The 20,308-nt window shown below is 66.3% G+C and carries 24 protein-coding genes and 1 riboswitch; of the genes, 19 read left to right on the forward strand and 5 right to left on the reverse strand.

Annotated features, from left to right (window positions below; genetic code table 11):
• Positions 1 to 103: 103 nt before the first annotated feature.
• From AC1DR1_RS04135 to AC1DR1_RS04150, 4 genes are all read left to right on the forward strand, one after another.
• Complete coding sequence (locus tag AC1DR1_RS04135; protein WP_026538458.1) at positions 104 to 703, forward strand: GDSL-type esterase/lipase family protein; 600 nt, start codon at positions 104 to 106, stop codon at positions 701 to 703.
• Positions 704 to 853: 150 nt separating this feature from the next.
• A complete protein-coding gene (locus AC1DR1_RS04140) occupies positions 854 to 1,681 on the forward strand; it encodes a DUF4097 family beta strand repeat-containing protein (protein WP_476992223.1) in 828 nt (275 codons plus the stop codon).
• The gene (locus AC1DR1_RS04145) at positions 1,681 to 2,301 is read left to right on the forward strand and encodes a PadR family transcriptional regulator (protein ID WP_229995350.1); all 621 of its coding nucleotides are present in this window, start codon (positions 1,681 to 1,683) and stop codon (positions 2,299 to 2,301) included. Before AC1DR1_RS04140 ends, AC1DR1_RS04145 begins: the two co-directional genes overlap by 1 nt.
• Positions 2,302 to 2,420: 119 nt before the next feature.
• A complete protein-coding gene (locus tag AC1DR1_RS04150; protein ID WP_104061284.1) occupies positions 2,421 to 2,495 on the forward strand; it encodes a 50S ribosomal protein bL37 in 75 nt (24 codons plus the stop codon).
• Positions 2,496 to 2,583: 88 nt separating this feature from the next.
• On the opposite strand, the gene rsrA is transcribed toward AC1DR1_RS04150, so the two are convergent.
• Together rsrA and AC1DR1_RS04160 are read right to left on the reverse strand one after the other, a co-directional pair.
• Positions 2,584 to 2,844: a mycothiol system anti-sigma-R factor gene (rsrA, locus tag AC1DR1_RS04155; RefSeq protein ID WP_229995349.1), complete on the reverse strand. Its 261-nt coding sequence runs from the start codon at positions 2,842 to 2,844 to the stop codon at positions 2,584 to 2,586.
• Positions 2,841 to 3,593, reverse strand: coding sequence for a sigma-70 family RNA polymerase sigma factor (locus AC1DR1_RS04160; protein WP_229995348.1), 753 nt, complete (start codon positions 3,591 to 3,593; stop codon positions 2,841 to 2,843). The genes rsrA and AC1DR1_RS04160 overlap by 4 nt, the downstream gene beginning before the upstream one ends.
• A 248-nt stretch (positions 3,594 to 3,841) precedes the next feature.
• Between AC1DR1_RS04160 and AC1DR1_RS04165 the strand changes: the two genes are divergently transcribed.
• From AC1DR1_RS04165 to AC1DR1_RS04235, 15 genes are all read left to right on the forward strand, one after another.
• The gene (locus AC1DR1_RS04165; RefSeq protein WP_229995347.1) at positions 3,842 to 4,390 is read left to right on the forward strand and encodes a DoxX family protein; all 549 of its coding nucleotides are present in this window, start codon (positions 3,842 to 3,844) and stop codon (positions 4,388 to 4,390) included.
• A 7-nt stretch (positions 4,391 to 4,397) separates the two neighbouring features.
• On the forward strand, positions 4,398 to 5,801 hold the full coding sequence (gene aroA, locus AC1DR1_RS04170; RefSeq protein WP_476966384.1) for a 3-phosphoshikimate 1-carboxyvinyltransferase: 1,404 nt from the start codon (positions 4,398 to 4,400) through the stop codon (positions 5,799 to 5,801).
• Positions 5,785 to 6,900, forward strand: coding sequence for a ribosome small subunit-dependent GTPase A (gene rsgA, locus AC1DR1_RS04175; protein WP_229995345.1), 1,116 nt, complete (start codon positions 5,785 to 5,787; stop codon positions 6,898 to 6,900). Before aroA ends, rsgA begins: the two co-directional genes overlap by 17 nt.
• Before the next feature lie 78 nt (positions 6,901 to 6,978).
• Positions 6,979 to 7,791, forward strand: a complete 813-nt coding sequence (gene hisN, locus AC1DR1_RS04180; protein WP_229995344.1) for a histidinol-phosphatase — start codon at positions 6,979 to 6,981, stop codon at positions 7,789 to 7,791.
• Between the two features lie 103 nt (positions 7,792 to 7,894).
• Positions 7,895 to 9,274 carry a glutamyl-tRNA reductase gene (locus AC1DR1_RS04185; RefSeq protein WP_476966385.1) on the forward strand — a complete coding sequence of 460 codons (1,380 nt, stop codon included), beginning with the start codon at positions 7,895 to 7,897 and terminating at the stop codon, positions 9,272 to 9,274.
• A gap of 76 nt (positions 9,275 to 9,350) precedes the next feature.
• Positions 9,351 to 9,464, forward strand: a riboswitch (SAM riboswitch).
• 34 nt (positions 9,465 to 9,498) lie between these two features.
• Positions 9,499 to 10,917 carry an aminotransferase class V-fold PLP-dependent enzyme gene (locus AC1DR1_RS04190; RefSeq protein WP_229995343.1) on the forward strand — a complete coding sequence of 473 codons (1,419 nt, stop codon included), beginning with the start codon at positions 9,499 to 9,501 and terminating at the stop codon, positions 10,915 to 10,917.
• Positions 10,918 to 11,070: 153 nt separating this feature from the next.
• A complete protein-coding gene (locus AC1DR1_RS04195; protein WP_476966437.1) occupies positions 11,071 to 11,847 on the forward strand; it encodes a class I SAM-dependent methyltransferase in 777 nt (258 codons plus the stop codon).
• A 132-nt stretch (positions 11,848 to 11,979) separates the two neighbouring features.
• Positions 11,980 to 13,266, forward strand: coding sequence for an Nramp family divalent metal transporter (locus tag AC1DR1_RS04200; RefSeq protein ID WP_414645494.1), 1,287 nt, complete (start codon positions 11,980 to 11,982; stop codon positions 13,264 to 13,266).
• A 16-nt stretch (positions 13,267 to 13,282) separates the two neighbouring features.
• Positions 13,283 to 13,996: a metal-dependent transcriptional regulator gene (locus AC1DR1_RS04205; RefSeq protein ID WP_229995342.1), complete on the forward strand. Its 714-nt coding sequence runs from the start codon at positions 13,283 to 13,285 to the stop codon at positions 13,994 to 13,996.
• A gap of 16 nt (positions 13,997 to 14,012) precedes the next feature.
• A complete protein-coding gene (locus AC1DR1_RS04210; RefSeq protein WP_476966386.1) occupies positions 14,013 to 14,462 on the forward strand; it encodes a fluoride efflux transporter FluC in 450 nt (149 codons plus the stop codon).
• Entirely contained in the window at positions 14,462 to 14,830 is a 369-nt protein-coding gene (crcB, locus tag AC1DR1_RS04215) for a fluoride efflux transporter CrcB (RefSeq protein ID WP_229995354.1), read from the forward strand. Before AC1DR1_RS04210 ends, crcB begins: the two co-directional genes overlap by 1 nt.
• A 127-nt stretch (positions 14,831 to 14,957) precedes the next feature.
• On the forward strand, positions 14,958 to 15,329 hold the full coding sequence (locus AC1DR1_RS04220; RefSeq protein ID WP_229995340.1) for a hypothetical protein: 372 nt from the start codon (positions 14,958 to 14,960) through the stop codon (positions 15,327 to 15,329).
• Between the two features lie 47 nt (positions 15,330 to 15,376).
• Positions 15,377 to 15,511 (forward strand): hypothetical protein, encoded by a 135-nt coding sequence (locus AC1DR1_RS04225; protein ID WP_290369394.1) that lies wholly within the window; start codon positions 15,377 to 15,379, stop codon positions 15,509 to 15,511.
• 336 nt (positions 15,512 to 15,847) lie between these two features.
• Positions 15,848 to 16,336 carry a DUF6325 family protein gene (locus tag AC1DR1_RS04230; protein ID WP_229995339.1) on the forward strand — a complete coding sequence of 163 codons (489 nt, stop codon included), beginning with the start codon at positions 15,848 to 15,850 and terminating at the stop codon, positions 16,334 to 16,336.
• 41 nt (positions 16,337 to 16,377) lie between these two features.
• A complete protein-coding gene (locus AC1DR1_RS04235) occupies positions 16,378 to 16,734 on the forward strand; it encodes an SHOCT domain-containing protein (RefSeq protein WP_364745915.1) in 357 nt (118 codons plus the stop codon).
• A gap of 110 nt (positions 16,735 to 16,844) precedes the next feature.
• On the opposite strand, the gene AC1DR1_RS04240 is transcribed toward AC1DR1_RS04235, so the two are convergent.
• The 3 genes from AC1DR1_RS04240 to AC1DR1_RS04250 all read right to left on the reverse strand — a co-directional run bounded on the left by AC1DR1_RS04240 (position 16,845) and on the right by AC1DR1_RS04250 (position 20,255).
• On the reverse strand, positions 16,845 to 18,707 hold the full coding sequence (locus tag AC1DR1_RS04240) for an alpha-amylase family glycosyl hydrolase (protein ID WP_229994935.1): 1,863 nt from the start codon (positions 18,705 to 18,707) through the stop codon (positions 16,845 to 16,847).
• A 412-nt stretch (positions 18,708 to 19,119) separates the two neighbouring features.
• Positions 19,120 to 19,308: a hypothetical protein gene (locus AC1DR1_RS04245; protein ID WP_476992224.1), complete on the reverse strand. Its 189-nt coding sequence runs from the start codon at positions 19,306 to 19,308 to the stop codon at positions 19,120 to 19,122.
• 101 nt (positions 19,309 to 19,409) lie between these two features.
• Entirely contained in the window at positions 19,410 to 20,255 is an 846-nt protein-coding gene (locus AC1DR1_RS04250; protein WP_229994934.1) for a glycosyl hydrolase, read from the reverse strand.
• Positions 20,256 to 20,308 lie beyond the last annotated feature (53 nt).

The raw sequence follows: 20,308 nt of genomic DNA on the forward strand, positions 1-20,308 counted from the left end.
CTGCCCGGCCGGAGACTGAAACACAACCTTCCGGCCGGGCAGTTCTGTTTAATGGACTATTAGTGGTCAGCTTGATGGACAGCGTTGAAGTGAAGAGGTAGTCGTGGAAGATCGGAAGCTGCGGATCGCGGCCGTTGGGGACGAGCTGTTGGCCGGGCTCGGTGATCCGCGCGCCTTGGGCTGGTTGGGGCGGGTCCTGGCCCGCACGCCGCAGGACAGCGTCGCACTGGAGTGCTACTCCCTGCCATGCCCGGAGGAGGGCACGGAGGGAATTGCCGCGCGCTGGCTCGAAGAGGCAGGCCGCCGCTTCGGCAACCACCACGAAAACCGCCTGGTGATCGGCCTGTCCGGACGCGACATTGAGTTCGGCCTGTCCACGGCGCGCAGCCGCCTGAACCTGGCCAACATCCTGGACTCCGCCTCGCAGAACAAGATCGAGGTCTTCGTCGTGGGCCCGCCGCCCACGCTGGACCCCGCCCAGAACCGCAGGCTCGGCGAACTGAACACCGCCTTCGCCGACGTCACGACGCGCCGGAAGCACCTCTACGTCGACACTTTCTCGCCGCTGCTGAACCACGAGCAATGGCGCCAGGACCTCGCGGCCAACGGCGGCACGCCCGGCCAGGCCGGGTATGGCCTCATGGCGTGGCTCGTGCTGCACCGCGGCTGGTTCCAGTGGCTGGGCCTGGACGCACCGGAATAGGCCGGCCACCCGGCACAGGGCCGTACCGGGCCGCACCCGTCCCGGAATTTCGCGATATATCTTGACCTGGCAGGGGGTGCGATATATCGTGACTTCATAGTCGCGATATATCGTCAGTTGTACAGCCCCTTTCGCCTTTCCGGAGGAACCATGTCAGAGAACACGTGGACCGTGACCGGCCCGCAGACCATCGACGTCGACGGCGTCCGCTCCCTCAAGCTCGGCATCGTCCGCGGCCGCTTCGATATCGTCACCCATGACGAGGACGTGGCCAGGATCGAAGTCTCCGAAATTGTCGGCGATCCGCTGTCGGTTTCCGTGGTCAACGGCCGCCTGGAAGTCCGCCACCAGCTGCACGGGCCGCAGGGCTGGTTCAAGAACCTGATGGGCACCGTCAACAACGGCAGCAGCAACTCCGTGGTCATCAGCATTGCCCTGCCCGCCGGCGTCGAGGTCGAAGCCGGGACGGTGAGCGGCGACGGCATGGTCTCCGGGATCAGCGGCCACGCCCGGCTCAACACCGTCTCGGGTTCCGTGCTGGCCGACGGCACCTCCGGGGACCTGTCCGTCAACACAGTCAGCGGCGAGGTGATTGCCCGCAACCACCGCGGCGTCCTGACCGCCAAGAGCGTCTCCGGCGAAGTGACGGCCTCGGGGGAATTCAGCCACATCCGCGCGAACACCGTCAGCGGGGACCTGAACTTCGACCTGCACGGCTTCACTCAAGATTTTGGCGCCAATTCAGTCTCCGGCGACGTCACCATCCGGCTTCCGCACGACATCGGCGTGGACATCGTCGCTAAATCCGCCAGCGGGGCGGTGGTCATCGATGACCTGAGGTACGCCCAGTCCAGCGGCACGGTGCAGACCATCGCGGGACCGGACGCCAAGCTGATGCTGGTCCGGACCAACTCGGTCTCGGGAAAAACGTCAATCTTCCACGGCCAGCCCACCGCGGATACCGAAACGGCCCTCTGATGCCTCCCGTCTTCGCCCACGGCGCGCTGCGGCTGTACCTGCTCGCCCTGCTCGAATCAGGCCCCAAGCACGGCTATGAACTCATCAAGGCGCTCAGCGAGCGTTTCGGCGGCACCTACTCCCCCAGCGCCGGAACCATCTACCCGCGCCTGGGCAAGCTCGAAGAAGAAGGGCTCGTGGCCACCCACACGGAGGGCCGCCGCACCAACTACAGCATCACCCCGGCGGGACTCACAGAGCTGAACAGCCGGCGGGACGAACTCGCCGGCGTCGAAAACGACATTTCGGCCTCGGTTCGGCGGCTGGCAGACAACCTGCGCCAGGACATCCGCGTCAACATGCGCGGCCTCCGGGCCGATCTCGCGGCAACGGCGGAGGCGGCGCGGACCTCGGCCCGCGCCGCGGGCTCTGCCGGCAGCGCGGGGAGCCCGTGGTACTCCCCGGAGGGCGAACGGCGGCTGAAGGAGGCGGAAATGCTGGTGCAGGCCTTCCGCGACGACATGCGGGTGGAACTGCGGCGCCACGCCGGGAGCCATCCCGTCACGGCCGTCACGCTCGAAACGGTCAAGACCGTGCTGGACCAGGCCCGGATCTCGATCCGCAATTCGCTGGAGGACTGACCCCGCGCGCAACCTGGCCGTGCCTGCAGCGGCGGGCGGGCCCCCGGTTCGCGGCGGGTGCCGCGATGTGGGAGACTTGAGGGCAGCTCTTTTGAGTACCAAGATTAAGGAGGCCAGCTATGAGCAAACGTGCACGTAAACGTCGTGACCGTAAGCGTGGCGGCGCGAACCACGGTAAGCGCCCCAACGCCTAAGCAAAGCTTGGAATGACAGCTTTAGACGAATGACCCCGGAGTCCTTACGGCTTCCGGGGTCATTTGTTTTCCAGGTATGGAGCCGGGCTCAGGCTTCCACAGTCCGGATCGAGTGAATCCGGTCCAGGATGGAGTTTTTGAGGTTTTCCGGAGCTGCTTCGGTGCACGAACGCTTGACCATCACGCGGATGACACATTCGAGGTCGTACTGCTCCAGGCACTCCGGGCAGCTGTCCAGGTGGTCCTTGATCTCTGCGATGTCGTCACGCGTGAGCGCACCATCCAGATATTCATAGATACGTTGCATCCGGGCGTCGTCGCAGTCGCCCAGTCCCTGGCAGTCGCTCATTTCCTGTTCTCCTGTTTGTTGCTGTCGGCCGCGGCGCCTGACTCGGTTGCGGCCCTGAATCCCAGTTCGGCGGCATAGTCCGCAAGCATGTCCCGCAGCATCTTCCGGCCGCGGTGCAGCCGGGACATGACGGTCCCGATGGGGGTGTTCATGATGTCTGAAATTTCCTTGTACGCGAAGCCCTCGACATCGGCGAAGTACACGGCCAGCCGGAACTCCTCCGGAATCGACTGGAGTGCGCGCTTTACATCGGAATCGGGCAGGTGGTCAAGGGCCTCGGCCTCGGCCGAACGCAGTCCCGACGACGTGTGCGACTCGGCGCGGGCGAGCTGCCAGTCCTCGATGGTGTCCGAATTCGACTGCAGCGGCTCACGCTGACGTTTCCGGTACAGGTTGATGTAGGTGTTGGTGAGGATGCGGTACAGCCAGGCCTTCAGATTGGTTCCGGGCTTGTACTGGTGGAACGCGGAAAACGCCTTTGTGTACGCCTCCTGGACCAGGTCCTCGGCGTCGGAGGGATTCCGGGCCATCCTCATGGCCGCCGAATACAACTGGTCCACGTACTGCATGGCGTCGCGTTCAAAGCGCACGCGGCGCTCTTCCGCCGACTCGGTGGAGAGGTCCAGGGGCTTTCCGTCCACCTCGGTTTCCAAGGCGGCGGCCGCGCCGGCGTCCGGTGTCTTGGTGGGCGTGGCGTCGTTTCCGGCAACCTCGTGCATGGCCGCAACGGCCGGGTCCATGGTGCTCATTGCGTTCAAGTCTACTGTCACCTTCCACCGGGCACCCGGAACAGCCGGAGGCGCGAGGGTCCATGTTTGCCCGGAACGGGCTTCCGGTTCCGTCCTGTCCAACACCCTCGTCAAATCTCTGCCTTCCGTAGCCTGCTGGGATCTGCCTTTCACAACCACGTCCGGCGGGCAAATATTCCGCAAAAGTGCAAGACTAGAACCGGTTCCCCCGCAGTGAAGCCGCGGTTCGTCCATCCAGGAGGAAATTCATGTCGTTTGTCCGCTTTCTCGCCCGGCCCATGCTCGCCTCCAGTTTCGTCCTCGCCGGCATGGACAAGCTCAAGAACGCGGATGACACTGCGGCACAGCTGTCCCCGTTGCTGCGCCGCACGGCCGACGCACTGCCGTTCCAGCCCAACGAAAAAGTCCTGGCCCGGGTGATCGGCGGCACCCAGATCGGTGCAGGCGTCTGCTTCGCCCTCGGCAAGTCCGCCCGGCTGGCAGCCACCCTGCTCGCCGTCATTTCGGTCCTGAACAGCTACGTTGAATGGCGCAGCGCGGACATCTCCTCAAAGGAAGCCCGCGACGCCCGCCGCAAACAGCTCCTGAAAAACGTCACCCTCACCGGCGGTGTGCTCCTCGCCGCCGTCGATACCGCCGGCAAGCCCAGCCTGGCCTGGCGCGCCGGCCACCTGGCCGCGGATGCCAAGAAGAGCGCCGGACACCTCGCCGCCGATGCCCGGAAGAACACCAACAAGCAGCTGAAAAAGGCCGACAAAGTCGTCCGCAAAGCCGTAGACCACTCAGCCGGAGCTTAAGACGGTAATGACTGGCACCACCCCCTCTGCAGCTGCCCTTTCCCACCCTGCCGGCCCCTATTCTGCCGACGTCGGTCCGCACTGGCCCGCACCCTTTGCCGCACGGCCGGTCGATGCCACTGTCACGGTTCCAGGCTCCAAGTCCTTGACCAACCGGTACCTCGTGCTCGCCGCCCTCGCGGACGGACCGTCCCGTCTGCGGGCCCCCCTGCACTCCCGGGACTCGGCACTGATGATTGAGGCCCTGCGGCAGCTGGGGGCAACCGTCACGGAGGTTCCCGGCGACGGCGCCTTCGGCCCCGACCTGGAAATCATCCCGATCACCATGGACGCCGGCGCGGCGGACACCGCGATCGACTGCGGCCTGGCCGGCACGGTCATGCGCTTTGTGCCTCCGGTGGCGGCGCTGCGCCGCGGTGAGTCCCGCTTCGACGGCGACCCGCACGCCCGCAATCGCCCGATGGGCACCATCATCGAGGCCCTGGCCGGTTTGGGAGCGGCAGTGACGGCACCCGACGGCGGTCCGGCGTCGTCGTTGCCCTTCACCGTCCACGGCACTGGCGAAGTACGCGGCGGCCACCTCATCATCGACGCCAGCGCGTCGTCCCAGTTCGTCTCCGCCCTGCTGCTGGCGGGGGCCCGCTTCACCGAGGGACTCCATCTCGAACACGTCGGAAAGCCCGTGCCGAGCCTGGACCACATCAACATGACCGTGGCCGTGCTGCGCGGGGTGGGCGTGGCGGTCGATGACTCGGTGCCGAACCACTGGATCGTCTCCCCCGGCCCGATCCGTGCCTTCGACCAGCGGATCGAGCAGGACCTCTCGAACGCCGGGCCGTTCCTCGCGGCGGCCCTGGCCACCCGCGGCACCGTGCGGATCCCGAACTGGCCCGCGAAGACCACGCAGGTCGGTGACCTCTGGCGCGGCATCCTGACCGCCATGGGCGCAACCGTGACAGTGGACGGCGGCACTTTGACCGTCAGCGGCGGCCCGGAGATCAAGGGCGGCGACTTCGACGAGACCAGCGAGCTCGCCCCCACCGTGGCGGCGCTTTGCGCGCTCGCCGCCGGCCCCTCACGGTTGAGCGGCATCGCCCACCTCCGGGGCCACGAAACGGACCGGCTCGCTGCCCTCGTCACCGAAATCAACCGCCTCGGCGGCGACGCAGAAGAGACCGCCGACGGTCTTATCATCCGCCCGGCCACGCTGCACGGCGGTGTGGTGCACAGCTACGCGGACCACCGCATGGCCACGGCCGGCGCCATCCTTGGCCTTGCCGTGCCCGGCGTAGAGGTCCAGGACATCGCGACCACGGCCAAGACCATGCCCGATTTCCCGCAACTCTGGGAAGCGATGCTGGCACAGGGACCCGCCGCAGATGAGGACACCGCCGGTGGCACGCAGCACTGATTCCTGGGACGAGTCCGACGTCCGGATCCGACCGAACAAGAAGGGCACCCGGCCCCGCACCAAGGACCGGCCCAGTTACGACGACGCCGTCACCGGACGCATCATCACCGTTGACCGCGGCCGCTACACCGCCGTCGTCGGCGAAGGAACTCCCGACGAACGCAAGATCATCGCGGCACGGGCCCGGGAGCTGCGCCGCAACCCCGTGGTCGCCGGCGACTTCGTCTCCCTCGTCGGGGACGTCACCGGCGAGCCCGACACCCTCGCGCGGCTGGTCAAGATCCAGGACCGCAAGACGCTCCTGCGCCGCAGCGCCGATGACACGGACCCGATCGAACGCGCCGTCGTGGCCAACGCCGACCAGCTGGTTGTGGTGGTCGCCGCCGCCAATCCCGAGCCGCGGACCGGGTTCATTGACCGTGCACTGGTGGCCGCGTACGACGCCGGCATCGAGCCGCTGCTGCTCGTCACCAAGGCCGACGTCAAGGATCCCGCCGAGCTGCTCTCCAATTACCAGCACCTCGATTTCCCCGTCATCATCTCCAAGACCGCGGACTCCGCCGCATCCGGCATCGACGCCCGTTCCGACGACGGGCTTTCCGCCCGGCTCGACAAGGACGCGGTGTCCCAGCTGCGCGACTACCTCGACGGCAAGGTCACCGTGATGCTGGGCCATTCCGGCGTCGGCAAGTCCACCATGGTCAACGCCCTGACCGGGGCCGAGCGGGCCACGGGAGGCGTCAACGCGGTCACCGGCCGCGGCCGCCACACGTCCTCCTCCGCCCTGGCGCTCAAAGTCAACGATGCGCCGGCCGGCAGCTGGATCATCGACACCCCAGGCATCCGGTCCTTCGGGCTGGCCCATGTGGATCCGGACCGGATCCTCCGCTCCTTCCCGGACCTGGAACCGGGCACCGACGACTGCGAACGCGGCTGCAAACACGACTCCACCGCCGTCAATTGCGGCGTCGACAAGTGGGTTGCGGCCGGGCACGCGGGGCCCTCCGGACCCGCCAGGCTCGCGTCCCTGCGCCGGCTGCTGGGCACGGATCCGCGGCTGGAAGCGCAGGAAACCAAGGAACTGGGCACCGTTTCCTAAGCCCGCCCGGCAACAGGGCCTGCGGCGCCGTGCCGCGGCCTCCCGCCCGGCGGCCCGGTTTGACGGTAGTTTGGAACCATGAGCCAACCCGCTTCGAGCTACAACGATGACCTGCGCCTTGCCCATGTACTGGCAGATTCGGTCGATTCCCAGACCATGAGCCGCTTTAAGGCGCTCGACCTTCGGATCGAGACGAAGCCGGACCTCACGCCCGTGACCGATGCCGACAAGTCCGCCGAAGAGGCCATCCGCGGCCAGCTCTCCCGGTCCCGTCCGCGCGACGCGGTCCTGGGCGAAGAATTCGGCAGCTCGGGCCACGGCTCCCGCCGCTGGATCATTGACCCGATCGATGGCACCAAGAACTTTGTCCGCGGCGTCCCGGTCTGGGCCACCCTGATCGCCCTCGTCGATGAGGGCGAGCCGGTGGTCGGCGTCGTCAGCGCACCGGCACTGGGCAAGCGCTGGTGGGCCGCCAAGGGTGCGGGCGCCTACACGGGCCGCTCGCTCGCCGCCGCCACACGGCTGAAAGTATCCAACGTCTCCAAGCTCGAGGACGCCTCGCTGTCCTACTCCAGCCTTGGCGGCTGGAAGGAACGCGGGAACCTGGACGAGTTCCTGGGCCTCACCGAGGAAGTGTGGCGTACCCGCGCCTACGGTGACTTCTGGTCGTACTGCCTCGTGGCCGAGGGGGCTGTGGACATCGCCTGCGAACCCGAGCTGAACCTCTACGACATGGCCGCGCTGGTGCCGATCGTGACCGAGGCCGGCGGCCGCTTCACCTCGCTCGAGGGCGAGGACGGCCCCTTCGGCGGCAACGCCCTCGCCACCAATTCGATCCTCCACTCGGAAGTCCTCAAGCGGCTCAACCCCGGACTCGACGACCTCCTCTAGGCCCCACCCCTCAAGGATTCCCAAGGGCCCCTGTACGACGCTGTCCCCAACCTTCGCTGCCGGTCACGGCGTGGAGTGGGCATCGAGTGGCAGGAGGGCGGCCATGTCTGGATCGGTTCACGCCGCGGATCCCGAAACCTTCGACCCCGACGTCGGACCGGTTCTGCTGGTTCTCGTGGCGAAGTACCGGGACCTGGACATTGAGTCGGCCACCCGGCTCCAGGCCGTTTCCTCGGAGCTGGGCCAGAATCTGCTCGCCTGCAGTTCCGCCGTGTCCGGGTCCGTGGTCGTGTCCACATGCAGCCGCTTGGAAATCTACGGCGAGGTGGCGTCCAGGGAGCATATAGATGCCGTCTGCTCCGAGGCCCTGGGCTCTGTCCGCCTCTGCACGCGCCTCCCTGTGGCCCAGCTCGCGTCCCTGTTCGAGCACTCCTCTGGAGCGTCGGCCGCGGAGCATCTCTTCGGCGTTGCGGCCGGCCTGGACTCCGTCGTGGTCGGTGAGCGTCAAGTCGCCGGCCAGGTCCGCCGCGCGCTCGCTGCAGCACAGGCAGCAGGCACCGCGAGCGGGCTTTTAGTCCGGCTGTTTCAGGAGGCGTCCCGCACGGGCAAGGAGGTGGGGGCGCGGACCGCGCTCAGCAGCGCCAGCAGGTCCATAGCCTATGTGGCCCTTGAACTGGCGGCCGCCGGAGCAGCGCACCCATCCCTGGCTGATGCGTCCGTCGTCCTCTTCGGCACCGGTTCCTATGCCGTTTGCGTCGCGGAAATCCTCAGGAACAGTCGATGCCCCACCATTTCCGTCTTCTCCCAATCCGGCCGCGCGGAGGCGTTTGTGGCGAGCAGGGGCGGTACGGCGCTGACGGCACGGGAGCTGCCTGCCGCTGTTGCCCGGGCAGACATCATCATTGGCTGCAGCGGCACGGAGACCCGCATAGGTGCCGCCCAACTGGCCGGTTGGAGGGATGACACAGGCCGTGCCCTCATTGTCATCGATCTCGCACCCAGCCATGACTTCGACCCCCGGGTGGCGGATCTGCCGGGCGTTGAACTGATCACCCTGGATTCAGTGCGTTTCGCGGCTCCCCCGGCGGACGCCGAGGCGCTCCGCCTCGCCGGCGTCCTGGTCCGGCAAGCGGCGCTTCGCTTCGAAAAACAAGAAGGACTGCGCGTAGTCGACGCCGCCATTGTGGCCCTGCGCGGCCACGTCCACCAGGTCCTCGAGGCTGAAATGGCGCGCGTCATGAAGGAATACGGGTGCGGCGCCCAGGCTGAGGATGTGAACCTCGCGATGCGTCGAATTGTCCGCCGACTGCTTCACATCCCAACGGTCCGCGCCCGGGAATTGGCCTCGGACGGCCGCCAGTATGAGTACGCTGCCGCGCTGGAAGCCCTGTTCGGCCTCAGCATTCAGCTCACCGGCGCCCGGAACCCCGGGGCATACAATCTTGCCTTGGAAGGTGTCCCGGCCGCGCCGGCGGCTTCGTAGCCGTGTCCGTAATAATCCGCTTCACAATCGCTGGCCGTCTTTTCCCCGGCTGCGCGGATGTCCTACGCTCGATGCAGGTCACGAGTGCCAGCGCTAAACCCCGGTTTGCTGGCCGGCAACCCTCCAGACGCGGTGGGGTGCCCCGGGTGACGACCTGGCCGGTCCGGAACGGACCCGGCAAGCGCGGATTCCCATGATGTGGGGTCCTGGTCGAGTGAGGTCCCATGACAACTGCCATTTTTCCCGCAGCCCCCGAATTCCACGCCGCTGCGGCCCGCCCGCTGGCCGCCGTCACCGGCGCCGAAATCCAGGCCCCGCTGATCACCGGCGGCCACGCCCGCTACGCCAACCTCGACTACGGCGCCTCCGCCCCGGCACTGTCCGTCGTCTCGGCCTACCTGAACGAAATCCTGCCGTACTACGCGAGCGTGCACCGCGGCGCCGGCTACGCTTCGCAGATCAGCACGTCCGTCTACGAGAACGCCCGGGACATCGTGCGGGACTTCGTGGGCGGCCGGCCGGATGATTCGGTAATCTTCACCCGCAACACCACCGATTCCCTGAACCTGCTGGCCGGCTGCCTGCCGCTCCGCGACGGACGGCCGGTGGGCGAGGTCCTCTACCTCGACATCGAGCACCACGCCAACCTCCTGCCCTGGCAGAACGTCCCGCACCGCAGCGTCGTGGCCGCCCCCACCCTCGCGGCCACTGTGGACCGCCTGCGGGACGAGCTCGCCCGCGGCGGCGTGAGTCTGCTGGCCGTCACCGGCGCTTCCAATGTCACCGGGGAGATCCTGCCGATCCGGACTCTTGCCACACTGGCGCACGAGTACGGCGCCAGGATCGTCGTCGACGCCGCGCAGCTGGCCCCGCACCGGCGGATCGACATCGCCGCGGACGACGTCGACTACCTCGCCTTCTCGGGGCACAAGCTTTACGCCCCGTTCGGCGCCGGCGTGCTGGTGGGGCGGACGGACTGGCTCGACGCCGGCACCCCGCACCTGGCCGGCGGCGGCGCGGTCCGGGACGCCCGGCTCGACTCCGTCAGCTGGACCACCGGACCCGCCCGGCACGAGGGCGGCTCGCCGAACGTCCTCGGCGCGGCCGCCCTGGCCCGCGCCACCCAAGTGATCGCGGCCCTGGACCCGGAGCAGTGGCAGGCCCACGAGGACGCCATCCGGTCCTTCCTCGTCGAGGGTCTGCACGGCATTGACGGCGTGACCGTTCACCGGATCTTTGCCGATTCGACTCCCGCTTCTTCCCCCGGAGTCGATCTGCCGGGCACCGGCACCATCGGCGTCGTGAACTTTTCGGTGGAAGGCTACGACGCCGGGCTGGTGGCCGCCTACCTGTCGGCCGAACACGGCATTGGCCTGCGCGACGGCCGCTTCTGCGCCCACCCGCTGCTCAAGCGGCTCGGCCTGCCTGCAGGCTCCCTGCGCGCCAGCTTCGGCCTCGGCTCACGGCTGGAGGACGCCGAGCGCCTGTTGGCCGGCCTGCAGCAGCTGCGGCAAACGGGACTCGGCTGGGACTACGTGGTGGACGCCGGCCGCTGGGTGCCGGCCAACGATACCCGCAGCTACCCTCACTGGGCGCCGAACACCCCGGGCACCGCTGGTGCCGCGCCGTGCACGGAGGACTAGGCACGGCGGACTAAGCAGGCGTACTAACCCGAGGCAGGATCAGGACCCCAGCGCCGGTGCGGTAAATTCGAAAGGTATCTGAAACCAGCAGGACCTTCCCGAAGGAGATCGCACGTGGCAAGCGGCGGACCCCAACTGCACAGTAGCTCCAAACTGCACAGTGGTTCCAAACTGCACAGTGGCCCCAAACTGCACAGTGAACGTCGCCAGGAACTCGGACAAAGCTTCCAGGACGGCGGGGAGCACTATGAACGCGTCCGCCCTAGCTATCCGCAGGAGTCGGCCGACTGGCTGATTCCGGCGGGGGCCAAGGACGCCGCGGACATTGGCGCCGGCACCGGAAAGTTCACGGCGCTTCTGGCAGAACGTGGACTGCGCACGGTGGCTGTTGACCCCTCAGCGGACATGCTCGAGCAGTTGCGCCGGACCCTGCCCGGTGTCACCGCCATCGAGAGCAGTGCCGAGAAGACGGGCCTGGAGCCAGAGACGTTCGATCTCGTCACGGTCGCCCAGGCATGGCACTGGTGCGACCCTCGCCTGGCCAGCGCCGAGATTGCCCGGATCCTGCGGCCGCACGGCGTGCTGGGCCTGATCTGGAACCAACTGGACACCGCTGTGCCCTGGGTGCACCGGCTCTCACGCATCATGCACGCCGGGGACGTCCTCAAGCCACACTTCCGCCCGCCGGTGGGCCCCGAGTTCACCGGAGTGGAGAGCCACCTGACCCGGTGGGAGGATTCCGTCACCACGGAGGACATCCAGGAGCTGACCAAGTCCCGCAGCTACTACCTCGCGGCATCGGAGTCCACCCGGGCCAAAGTCATGGCCAACCTCGACTGGTACCTGCACGAGCACCTGGGCCACGCCCCCGGCGACGTGCTCCGGTTGCCTTACCTGACCCAGACGTGGCGGGCCTTCCGGATTGCGTGAGGCCATCGCCGGGGCTTATCGTTTCGGTATACCTAATAATTACTTGTAGTCGCACAAAACTTTGACACTGGCTGCTATTCCGGCCAGCCAATCATCGCGTCAACGTGGACGCGCCAAATCACAGGAGCGGCAGTGCTGGATGTAAAGGGCCACGAGCAACCGCCCCAGGGCGCACAGACCTACAAGCATCCGGGTGCCCGCAGGGCGCTGATCGGCCTGTTGGGGCCAGCGTTCGTGGCGTCAATCGCGTACGTGGACCCCGGAAACGTGGCCGCCAACCTGACCGCCGGCGCCCAATACGGCTACCTGCTTGTGTGGGTCCTCGTGGCCGCCAACATCATGGCAGTCCTGGTCCAGTACCAGTCCGCCAAGCTCGGGATCGTCACGGGCAAGAGCCTCCCGGAGATTCTCGGCGAGCGGCTCAAGCCCTTCTGGCGGCGCGCCTTCTGGCTGCAGGCCGAAGTCGTGGCCGCCGCCACCGACCTCGCAGAGGTAGTGGGCGGGGCAATCGCCCTGTACTTGCTTTTCGGACTCCCACTCCCCCTCGGCGCCGTGATTGTCGGCGCGGTGTCGATGCTCCTGCTCGCGGTGCAGGCCCGGCAGAAACAGCGGCCCTTCGAATTCATCATCATGTTCCTGCTCGGCATCATCACCATCGGCTTCCTCGCCGGGCTGTTCATCAGCCCGCCGGATCCGGGGGCGGCCCTGGCCGGGCTCGTGCCCGGCTTCCAGGGCCCGGACACGGTGCTGCTGGCCGCCAGCATGCTAGGCGCCACCGTCATGCCGCACGCCATCTACGTCCACTCGGCCCTGTCCCGGGACCGGCACCGGCCAGACGAACACCAGCATGTTCCCCCGGCGGCCGTCGCGCGCCTGGTCCGGGCTACCCGGTTCGACGTCGTGGCCGCGCTGGCCATCGCCGGCCTGGTCAACATCGGCATGCTGCTCCTTGCCGCCTCCACCCTCGGCGGCGAAGAGGGCACGGACACAATCGAGGGCGCGCACGCCGCCATCACCGCCAACCTCGGGCCCATCGTCGGCGTGATCTTCGCAGTCGGGCTGCTCGCGTCCGGCCTGGCATCGACGTCGGTGGGCTGCTATGCCGGCGGAACCATCATGCAGGGTCTGCTCAAGATCCGGATCCCTGTCATGGCCCGCCGCGTGGTGACCCTGATTCCGGCCGTTGTGCTGCTGGCAGTCGGCTTCGACCCCACCTGGGCACTCGTGTTGAGCCAGGTGGTCCTCAGCTTCGGGATTCCCTTTGTCCTGGTCCCGCTGGTGGTGCTGACCAGCAATAAGACCCTGATGGGCCGGTTTGCCGACGGCCCGGCCCTCCGAGTCGCCGCCATCATCAGCGTGGTGCTCGTCGTGGCACTTAACCTGGTCCTGCTGTGGCTCACTTTCTCCGGAGGCAGCTGAAGGTAGGCTTAGGTCTGTGAAGACCAGTACGCCCTCCTCCTCGATCGAGGACTACGTCAAGGTCATCTATTCGTTCACCGAGTGGCAGCGGAAGCCGATCACCTCCACGCAGCTGGCGCAACGCCTTGGCGTCGCCAACTCCTCGGTTTCGGAAATGGTCCGCAAGCTCAAGGACCAGGGCCTCGTAGACCACAAGCCCTACAGCGCCGTCACGCTGACCAGCGACGGCGTCCGGCTCGCCCTGTCCATGGTCCGGCGGCACCGGCTGATCGAGACTTTCCTCGTCCGGGAGCTCGGGTACCGCTGGGACGAGGTCCACGACGAAGCAGAGCTCCTTGAGCACGCCGTCTCCGACACCTTCATTGAACGGATGGCCGCCAAGCTGGGAAACCCGACACGGGACCCGCACGGCGATCCCATCCCCGCCGCGGACGGCTCCGTGCTGGTGCCCGCCGCCCACCGGCTGAGCGAACTCGACGACGGCCATACCGGCCGGATCACGCGGATCAGCGACGAGAACCCGGAGCTCCTGCGCTACCTCGCCGCCGAGGACATCGATCTCGACGCCGAAGTGGAGGTGGTGGGCCGGAGGCCGTTCGGCGGCCCGATCGTGGTGCGGATCGGTTCCGCCGCGGAGCCGCGGGAATTCGATTTTGCCGAGGAAGTCGCTTCGGCCCTCTGGGTCCACAGCGACGCCGCGCACGCAGGCTGCAGCGTTACCGGCCCATGAGTGAAAAGTGAGCTGAGTGAAGAGCGTGCTGGACGAGCGCCGGGCCGCGCCGCGCCCCGGCGTGCCGGGCTGGAAAGCCTGGTCCGCCGTCGCCGTCGGCGGGCTGATCGGAACTGAGCTGCGGTTCGGCGCCGGCCTGATTTTTCCCGAAAGCGCCGGCGCGGTGCCATGGACCACGCTGGCGATCAACGTGGCCGGGAGTTTCATCCTGGCCACCCTGACCACCATCTGGATCGCGCGGCCACAGACGGCCTTCTGGCTGCGTGCCGGTATCGGTCCTGGCCTCCTGGGGTCCTTCACCACCTTTTCAGCGCTCGTGATAGTCCTTGACCAGCAGATCCGCGCCGGGTTCCACGCCACATGGCTGGCCTACCTCGGGCTCTCGCTCGTCCTCGGTCTCGGGGCCGCGGCCGCCGGCTGGAAAACCGGCAAAGCGATTGCCGACCTCGGCGGGGGTGCCCGATGATGACCGCGCTCGTGGTGGGGTTATGCGGGGTGGCGGGAGCACTGCTGCGGTTCGCCGTCGACTCCTGGTTTGCGCACCATCAAGGTTCCCGTCCGCACTGGCCGTGGGCAACGTTTGCGGTCAACGTCGCCGGATCGTTCATCATCGGTTTGTCCGTGGGCCTGACCGGCCACCTGGAGTTGGGAGCCGACTGGCACGCCGCCATCGCGACCGGGCTGGCCGGCGGCCTGACAACCTTCAGCTCATGGACCACAGCAACGGTCCGTCTGGTCAGCGAAACCCGTTACCGGGCGGCGGCGCTCAACATAGGCTCGAATCTCATCGCGGGCCTCGCGGCCGCGGCCCTCGGACTCTTCCTCGCCGGCTAAGACTCCCCCAGCCCGCTGATGGCCTGCCTCAGCCCGGCCAGGACCGGGCCCGCGAGCGAGTGTGTCGAGCCTTACACCGGGGCGTCCCGGTGGCTCCGGGCCGCCGTCGTTCCCGTATCGTTGAAGGATGGTTACCCGACGTGAAGCAGCCCAGATCCTCGACATTCCCCTGGAGATGGCGCACCGTCACGGCATCCCCTCCCGGCTGTCCGAGGCCGAGCTCGGCGAGCTGCTGGACAACCCCCCGGCATGGCTGGTCCAGTCCAAGGCAAACCGGACAGGCAAGCGGCCCATTTGGGTCCAGATCACCTGCGCCGTCTGCGGATTCTCCGAAGCCGCACGGCCCAAGAAATGGTGGCCGGACTTCACCTATGTCTGCTGCGCCCACCATGAGGCCCGCGACATCCCCGTCCTCGGCCCCGGGCTCGTGCGCAGTGTGTACGACGGCGTCGGCAGCCGCTTCGCAGGGATCGTGGACGCCGCGGTTCCCGAGGCGTAGCTTAAAAGACGGGGCTACTCCGGGCCCCTGCCGTGAGGGAGAGCACCATGCCTGACAAGACGCCGCACCAAAGCGTGTCGAAAAAGCCGGTTAAAACGATCAAGGAAAAACGGGCCGAGAAAAAGGCGAAGCACATCGTTGATGCCCACACCGATCCAGTGGCACACATCAAGAAGCGCTGAACACTCAAAGGGGCCGGAAGCCGTTGCTTCCGGCCCCTTGCTGTGTCCCCTAACTTGTTCGTTTGCCGGGCCCCGGGGGCATTGGGGCTCACCCGAAACGGATGATGCGGCGGGACTCCCGTTGGCGCTTTAGTGGTCTTGGGATCCAACCGTCATGTCCCCGATTCCGTGGCCCTGTCCGCGCGAGGCCGTTCCAGCTATTGAGCAGTTCCACCTGTTGGCCGCCCGGCCCGGCACCGGAATCATTCGACGCGGGTGGTGACGCCCCGGCAGGGACCGCCCACACTAAGACCAGTGCGCCAGACAGCGTGCTCGACACAGACCGGAGGAATACCAGTGACAACCACACCGGAGACTGAGGCCCACGGGCCGGTCGACTTCGTACTCCTCGAGTTCCCCGTGGCGGGACTGACGGGACGGGCGAGTGAGGAACTCGTCAAGCTCGTCGAGCAGGGCGTGATCCGCCTATTCGATCTCCTCGTCGTCATGAAGAATGACGACGGCACTGTCGAGGTGCTCGAACTTACCGACCCAGGTGGTCCGGCGGCGGGGTTCTCCTACTTCGACGGCGCGCAGACCGGGCTTTTGGGCGATGACGATATCGCCGAGGCATCGGCCGCGCTTCTCCCAGGGACGGTTGCCGCGCTGATTGTCTACGAGAACATCTGGGCGGCACCGTTCGTGGCGGCGGTACGCGACAGCGGGGGCGAACTCATCGCGAGCACCCGGATCCCTGCGCCGGACGTGATGGAAGCCCTCGACGCCCTCGAGGCCCGCGACGCCGAGTCGCCGGCACCTGCCGCGGCGCCGTTACCTGACGCGTAAGACCTGACACATCATAAGAAGCGATCCGACGGGAGAAAATTATGGGACTTCTTAGGGGTATAGGGCGGACGGCGGTCGTTGCCGGGACAGCCAGTGCGGTCAGTGGCCGCGTCCAGCGCCGGCAAGCCAACAAGTTCGCCGAGAAGGACGCCGCGACCGCGGCCAAGCAGCAGGAGGCCTACGATGCGCAGATGGCCCAGCAGCAACCCCCACCACCGCCACCACCCGCATACCAGCAGCCTGTCTACCAGCAGCCGCCGCCCCCTCCCCCTGCCCCCAGTGGCGGCATCTCAAACGAAGCCCTCGAGCAGCTCAAGCAACTCGGGGCGCTGAAGGAACAAGGGATACTCACGGAGCAAGAGTTCGTGGCGCAAAAGGCGAAGATCCTTGGCATGTAACGCAGACATGTAACGCACGCATCTAACGCCGGGCAGCCGAGAGGGAAGGGAAATGTCAGAAGACACTTCCCTTCCCTCTCTCATGGGACCCATCTAGGCATGAGAACTATCTACGGCGCCATGACGACGAAGCCCGCCGGGGGAACGTCGATCCTGATCGCCAAGCCGTTCCGCGGCTCAGCGGCTACCAGCGAGCCCACCGTGTTCTCGTCCGTTGAATAGAGGCACACGAACTTGTCGCCGGCCGAATGCAGGCCGGCATCGATGGTCACCCATGCTGTCCGCCGGGCCGCCCAATCGGTGTTGATGGCGCAGACAACCTCTCTGTCCGACAAAATCCGGCTCCAGGCCACGATTGATGTCATCCTCCCGGCGCCGACGCGTTCCGGGTACCAGAACGTGACGCCGTCGTCGGAGATAGGGCGCAGGTACTGCCGGCCGCGCCGGAGCGCGAGCTCCCGCTTCCGAACGGCAAGGATTTTCCCAAGTTCCTGGTAGCTGTCCCGCGACTCGTCGAAGAAGTGCCTGTCGCGGCTACGGAACGATCCGAAGGGGCCGCCGAACATTGCTTCCCTGATGTACCGGTCTGCCTTGAAGTCGTCCGTGGGCCGCGGAATGACCTCAGGCGGAAATTTCCCGTCGAATCGCTGCTCGCTGCCGTAGTAGATGCACGGGATGCCCAGCGTGGTGGCGTTCAGGGCAAGGACGGCGAGTTCCAGGGCCCGGCCGTCCTGATCGGCGGCGAACCGTGCCTTGTAGCTTTTCCCTTGGCGGACCAGGTCGTGGTCGTCGAAGCTTGTGACGACGTGGTTGCGGAACCAGGTGTGGGTCGCTTTATCGACCTGGATCGAGTTGCGGAAGAGATCGAAGTATTCGGCGGGGTCGCTCCAGCCCTTGACCGCATCGACCATTCGTCCTTGCACGTCCGCCAAGCCCAAGGCAGCATCGAGCCCGGTCAGGTCCCGGAGCCTGATGGCCTCTTCCCGGCTCCCGGTGATTTCTCCGACCAGGAAAAAGGAATCCTTGCCGATGGTCTGGGCGAATTCATGAATGGCGGAGGCGAAGTATCGCGTGGCGCCGGGGTCCATGTGCTTGACCGTGTCCACGCGGAAGCCGTCGATGTCGGCGTCGGCGATCCAGTACTGATATGCCTCGACGAGGGTCTGGAAGGCTGCCGAGGGCTCATACCCGTCCACCGGCCCGGTTCCCTGATGGATGTCCTTCAGCCCAAAGAAGTCCCCCTCGGTTGTCTCCTGGGGATCGTCCCAGTGGACGATCTGACCCTTGCGGGTAAAGGCGCCGTCGGTCTGGAGTTCACTCGGCCACACCGCGCTGTCCATATCCGGGGGATTAACCGGCGCGGGGAACGGCAGGCTGGGAACGCCGCCGGGGTCCCGCCACCCGGTGACCGGATAGGTGGCGCCGGTCCAGTCTGGAATGTAGGGCTGCCCTGTGGCGGGATCGACGGTGTTGTATTCGAACACGTCCGCGGAATGGTTGAGGATGACGTCGAGGATGACGTAGAGCCCGGCGTCGTGGGCGGCGGTGACCAGCTCTTTGAAGTCCCGGGCTGTGCCGAAGTGGGGGTCAACGTCGAGGAAGTTCTGTGTGCCATAGCCGTGGTAGTCATCCACGCCGGGGCGTTGCCGCAGTATGGGGCTGATCCAGAGCGCGGTGACCCCGAGCCTCTTCAGGTAGCCGAGTTTGGACTGTATCCCCTTCAGAGTCCCGCCGAGCCACTGGGTTCCCGCGTTCTCCCAGTTCTGAATATCAGTCGCGGCTTGCACGGCATTGTTCGCGTCCCCCGGCGAAAACAGCGGCGTGCTGCCCCGCACGATCTGCCCGGCGGCGTCCTTGTAGCCGTCCTCCAGTTCGTTAGAGAAACGGTCTATCAGCAGGAAATAGATCACCTGGTCCGACCAGTCGCGCGGGGACGGGTGATAGTGGTTTTGTTTCGCTGCATCCATCTGCATGATTGCCAAGTATGGAGAATTTGTCCGCGACATGGAAGGGCATTCGGGTTTCTCCGGTCTGCCACGGCACGCTGACCGTGTATCGGGTGCACCGCCCGCTGCAGCGACCGCCCTTAACGCACAGAACTCCCCGCCAACCGGAGTCAGCGGGGAGTTCTGTGAACCCAATACGGGGTGGAGCACCGTTGCCGGGGCTCCGATGTGGAGATGGGGGGAATTGAAAACCCGTTTAGCTACTTTTTTGGACAACCGTTGTAGCTAGGCTCCCTCTACATTCCGCAGTTCTTACCCATGTTTTGTTCACGTCGTTCTAGGTCGTGTTGGCGGCGCCAACAAAGAATCCACCAAAAAGAGCCTCACCGGACCTCCTGCACAAGGAGTCTTCGGTGGGGCTCTTTTTGCGTGTTCGGGTCTAGCGCTGGCGGCCGTTCCTGGTGAGGCCGGCGGCTCGCACCGCGCCGGCCACGAGCCCCAGCAAATCCTCGCCCAGGACCTCGCAGATGTCTTCGACGTCGTTGGCCGTGAAAGCGACCTCATCACGGAGCCGCTTCGAGATGTAGCTCTGCGAAGCTAGAATAACCGTACAACCTTCGGCCGTCAAATGAGTCGGCAGCCCTGATCAGAACGCAACCAGGCCCGCGGAAATGGCCTCACGAAAAAGGGCTGCAGTGGTGTCCACTACAGCCCCTCTTCCCGATCCCCCTACAACGAGGCGTAAAGTTTGCCGGTGGACGTCCGCCAGCCTCGCGTGTCGAAGAGTGCGGAGTTGCCCATCACCGGGTCCGTGATGGGCCGGTTCTTCCATGCGAAGCGCTCGACGTAGGGCATCTTCCGCATCTCTGCCACCGTGGCCTTCATGAAGTACTCGGTCGTGGCCCGGCTGTACCGGCTGGGTTTTGTTGAGCTGGCCTGCCAGTCCGCGACCGCATATTCAGTCACCCAGATCGGCTTCCCGTACTTCTCGTAGAGGCCGGTGACATTGGCGAGGAAGTCTTCGACGTTGGGCCACGCATAGCGGTGCATGGTCATGAAGTCCACGCGCAGGCCCTTGTTCTTGGCCTTCGCCATGAAGTCTGACAGCCACGGGCTGGTGGGATTCACCGCCGCGGGCGAGCCGAGCCTGAGCCCGGTCTTTTGAAGTTGCGGCCACAGGCTGATCGCCTGGTCGACGCTCATGTTGGCCTGCGCCGTGTGGTCGGGTTCGTTGAAGCCGAGCAGGTGCTTGGCCTGGGTCTGCGGCAGTCCGCTCATGATCTTGGCGATGGCGCCTTCTTCCAAGCGCTTGGCGTTCTTGACCATCGGCGTCCAAGGCGGGGTCGTGAGGTTGCAGTACGGTTCCCAGTTGTAGTGCCAGGCGACGTTCAGCATCTTGATCTGGGCCCTCGCGAGGTCGGTGCTGTTCGAGTAGCCGATGCCCTTCAGGGCCGGCGTTGCCGCGTGGCTGGCACTCGCGTTGGCCGCGAGAAGCGCACCCGGCGCCGCGAGTGCAGCCAAAGGCACGGTCAGAAATTTGCGGCGGTCCATGAGGTCCTTTCGAAGGCGGAGCATTCCGATGACCGTAAGAGCCTATTCGGCTCCCCGCACTGTTCAGCACCAAATTG

The sequence above is a fragment of the Arthrobacter sp. P4_F10 genome, assembly GCF_056401435.1.

What these genes read in the sequence shown, in the direction of transcription:
- AC1DR1_RS04140 (WP_476992223.1), top strand. Translation starts at nt 854, where the DNA reads ATGTCAGAGAACACGTGGACCGTGACCGGCCCGCAGACCATCGACGTC.
- AC1DR1_RS04145 (WP_229995350.1), top strand. Translation starts at nt 1,681, where the DNA reads ATGCCTCCCGTCTTCGCCCACGGCGCGCTGCGGCTGTACCTGCTCGCC.
- rsrA (WP_229995349.1), bottom strand. Translation starts at nt 2,844, where the DNA reads ATGAGCGACTGCCAGGGACTGGGCGACTGCGACGACGCCCGGATGCAA.
- AC1DR1_RS04160 (WP_229995348.1), bottom strand. Translation starts at nt 3,593, where the DNA reads ATGAGCACCATGGACCCGGCCGTTGCGGCCATGCACGAGGTTGCCGGA.
- AC1DR1_RS04165 (WP_229995347.1), top strand. Translation starts at nt 3,842, where the DNA reads ATGTCGTTTGTCCGCTTTCTCGCCCGGCCCATGCTCGCCTCCAGTTTC.
- aroA (WP_476966384.1), top strand. Translation starts at nt 4,398, where the DNA reads ATGACTGGCACCACCCCCTCTGCAGCTGCCCTTTCCCACCCTGCCGGC.
- hisN (WP_229995344.1), top strand. Translation starts at nt 6,979, where the DNA reads ATGAGCCAACCCGCTTCGAGCTACAACGATGACCTGCGCCTTGCCCAT.
- AC1DR1_RS04185 (WP_476966385.1), top strand. Translation starts at nt 7,895, where the DNA reads ATGTCTGGATCGGTTCACGCCGCGGATCCCGAAACCTTCGACCCCGAC.
- AC1DR1_RS04190 (WP_229995343.1), top strand. Translation starts at nt 9,499, where the DNA reads ATGACAACTGCCATTTTTCCCGCAGCCCCCGAATTCCACGCCGCTGCG.
- crcB (WP_229995354.1), top strand. Translation starts at nt 14,462, where the DNA reads ATGACCGCGCTCGTGGTGGGGTTATGCGGGGTGGCGGGAGCACTGCTG.
- AC1DR1_RS04220 (WP_229995340.1), top strand. Translation starts at nt 14,958, where the DNA reads ATGGTTACCCGACGTGAAGCAGCCCAGATCCTCGACATTCCCCTGGAG.
- AC1DR1_RS04225 (WP_290369394.1), top strand. Translation starts at nt 15,377, where the DNA reads ATGCCTGACAAGACGCCGCACCAAAGCGTGTCGAAAAAGCCGGTTAAA.
- AC1DR1_RS04235 (WP_364745915.1), top strand. Translation starts at nt 16,378, where the DNA reads ATGGGACTTCTTAGGGGTATAGGGCGGACGGCGGTCGTTGCCGGGACA.
- AC1DR1_RS04240 (WP_229994935.1), bottom strand. Translation starts at nt 18,707, where the DNA reads ATGCAGATGGATGCAGCGAAACAAAACCACTATCACCCGTCCCCGCGC.
- AC1DR1_RS04250 (WP_229994934.1), bottom strand. Translation starts at nt 20,255, where the DNA reads ATGCTCCGCCTTCGAAAGGACCTCATGGACCGCCGCAAATTTCTGACC.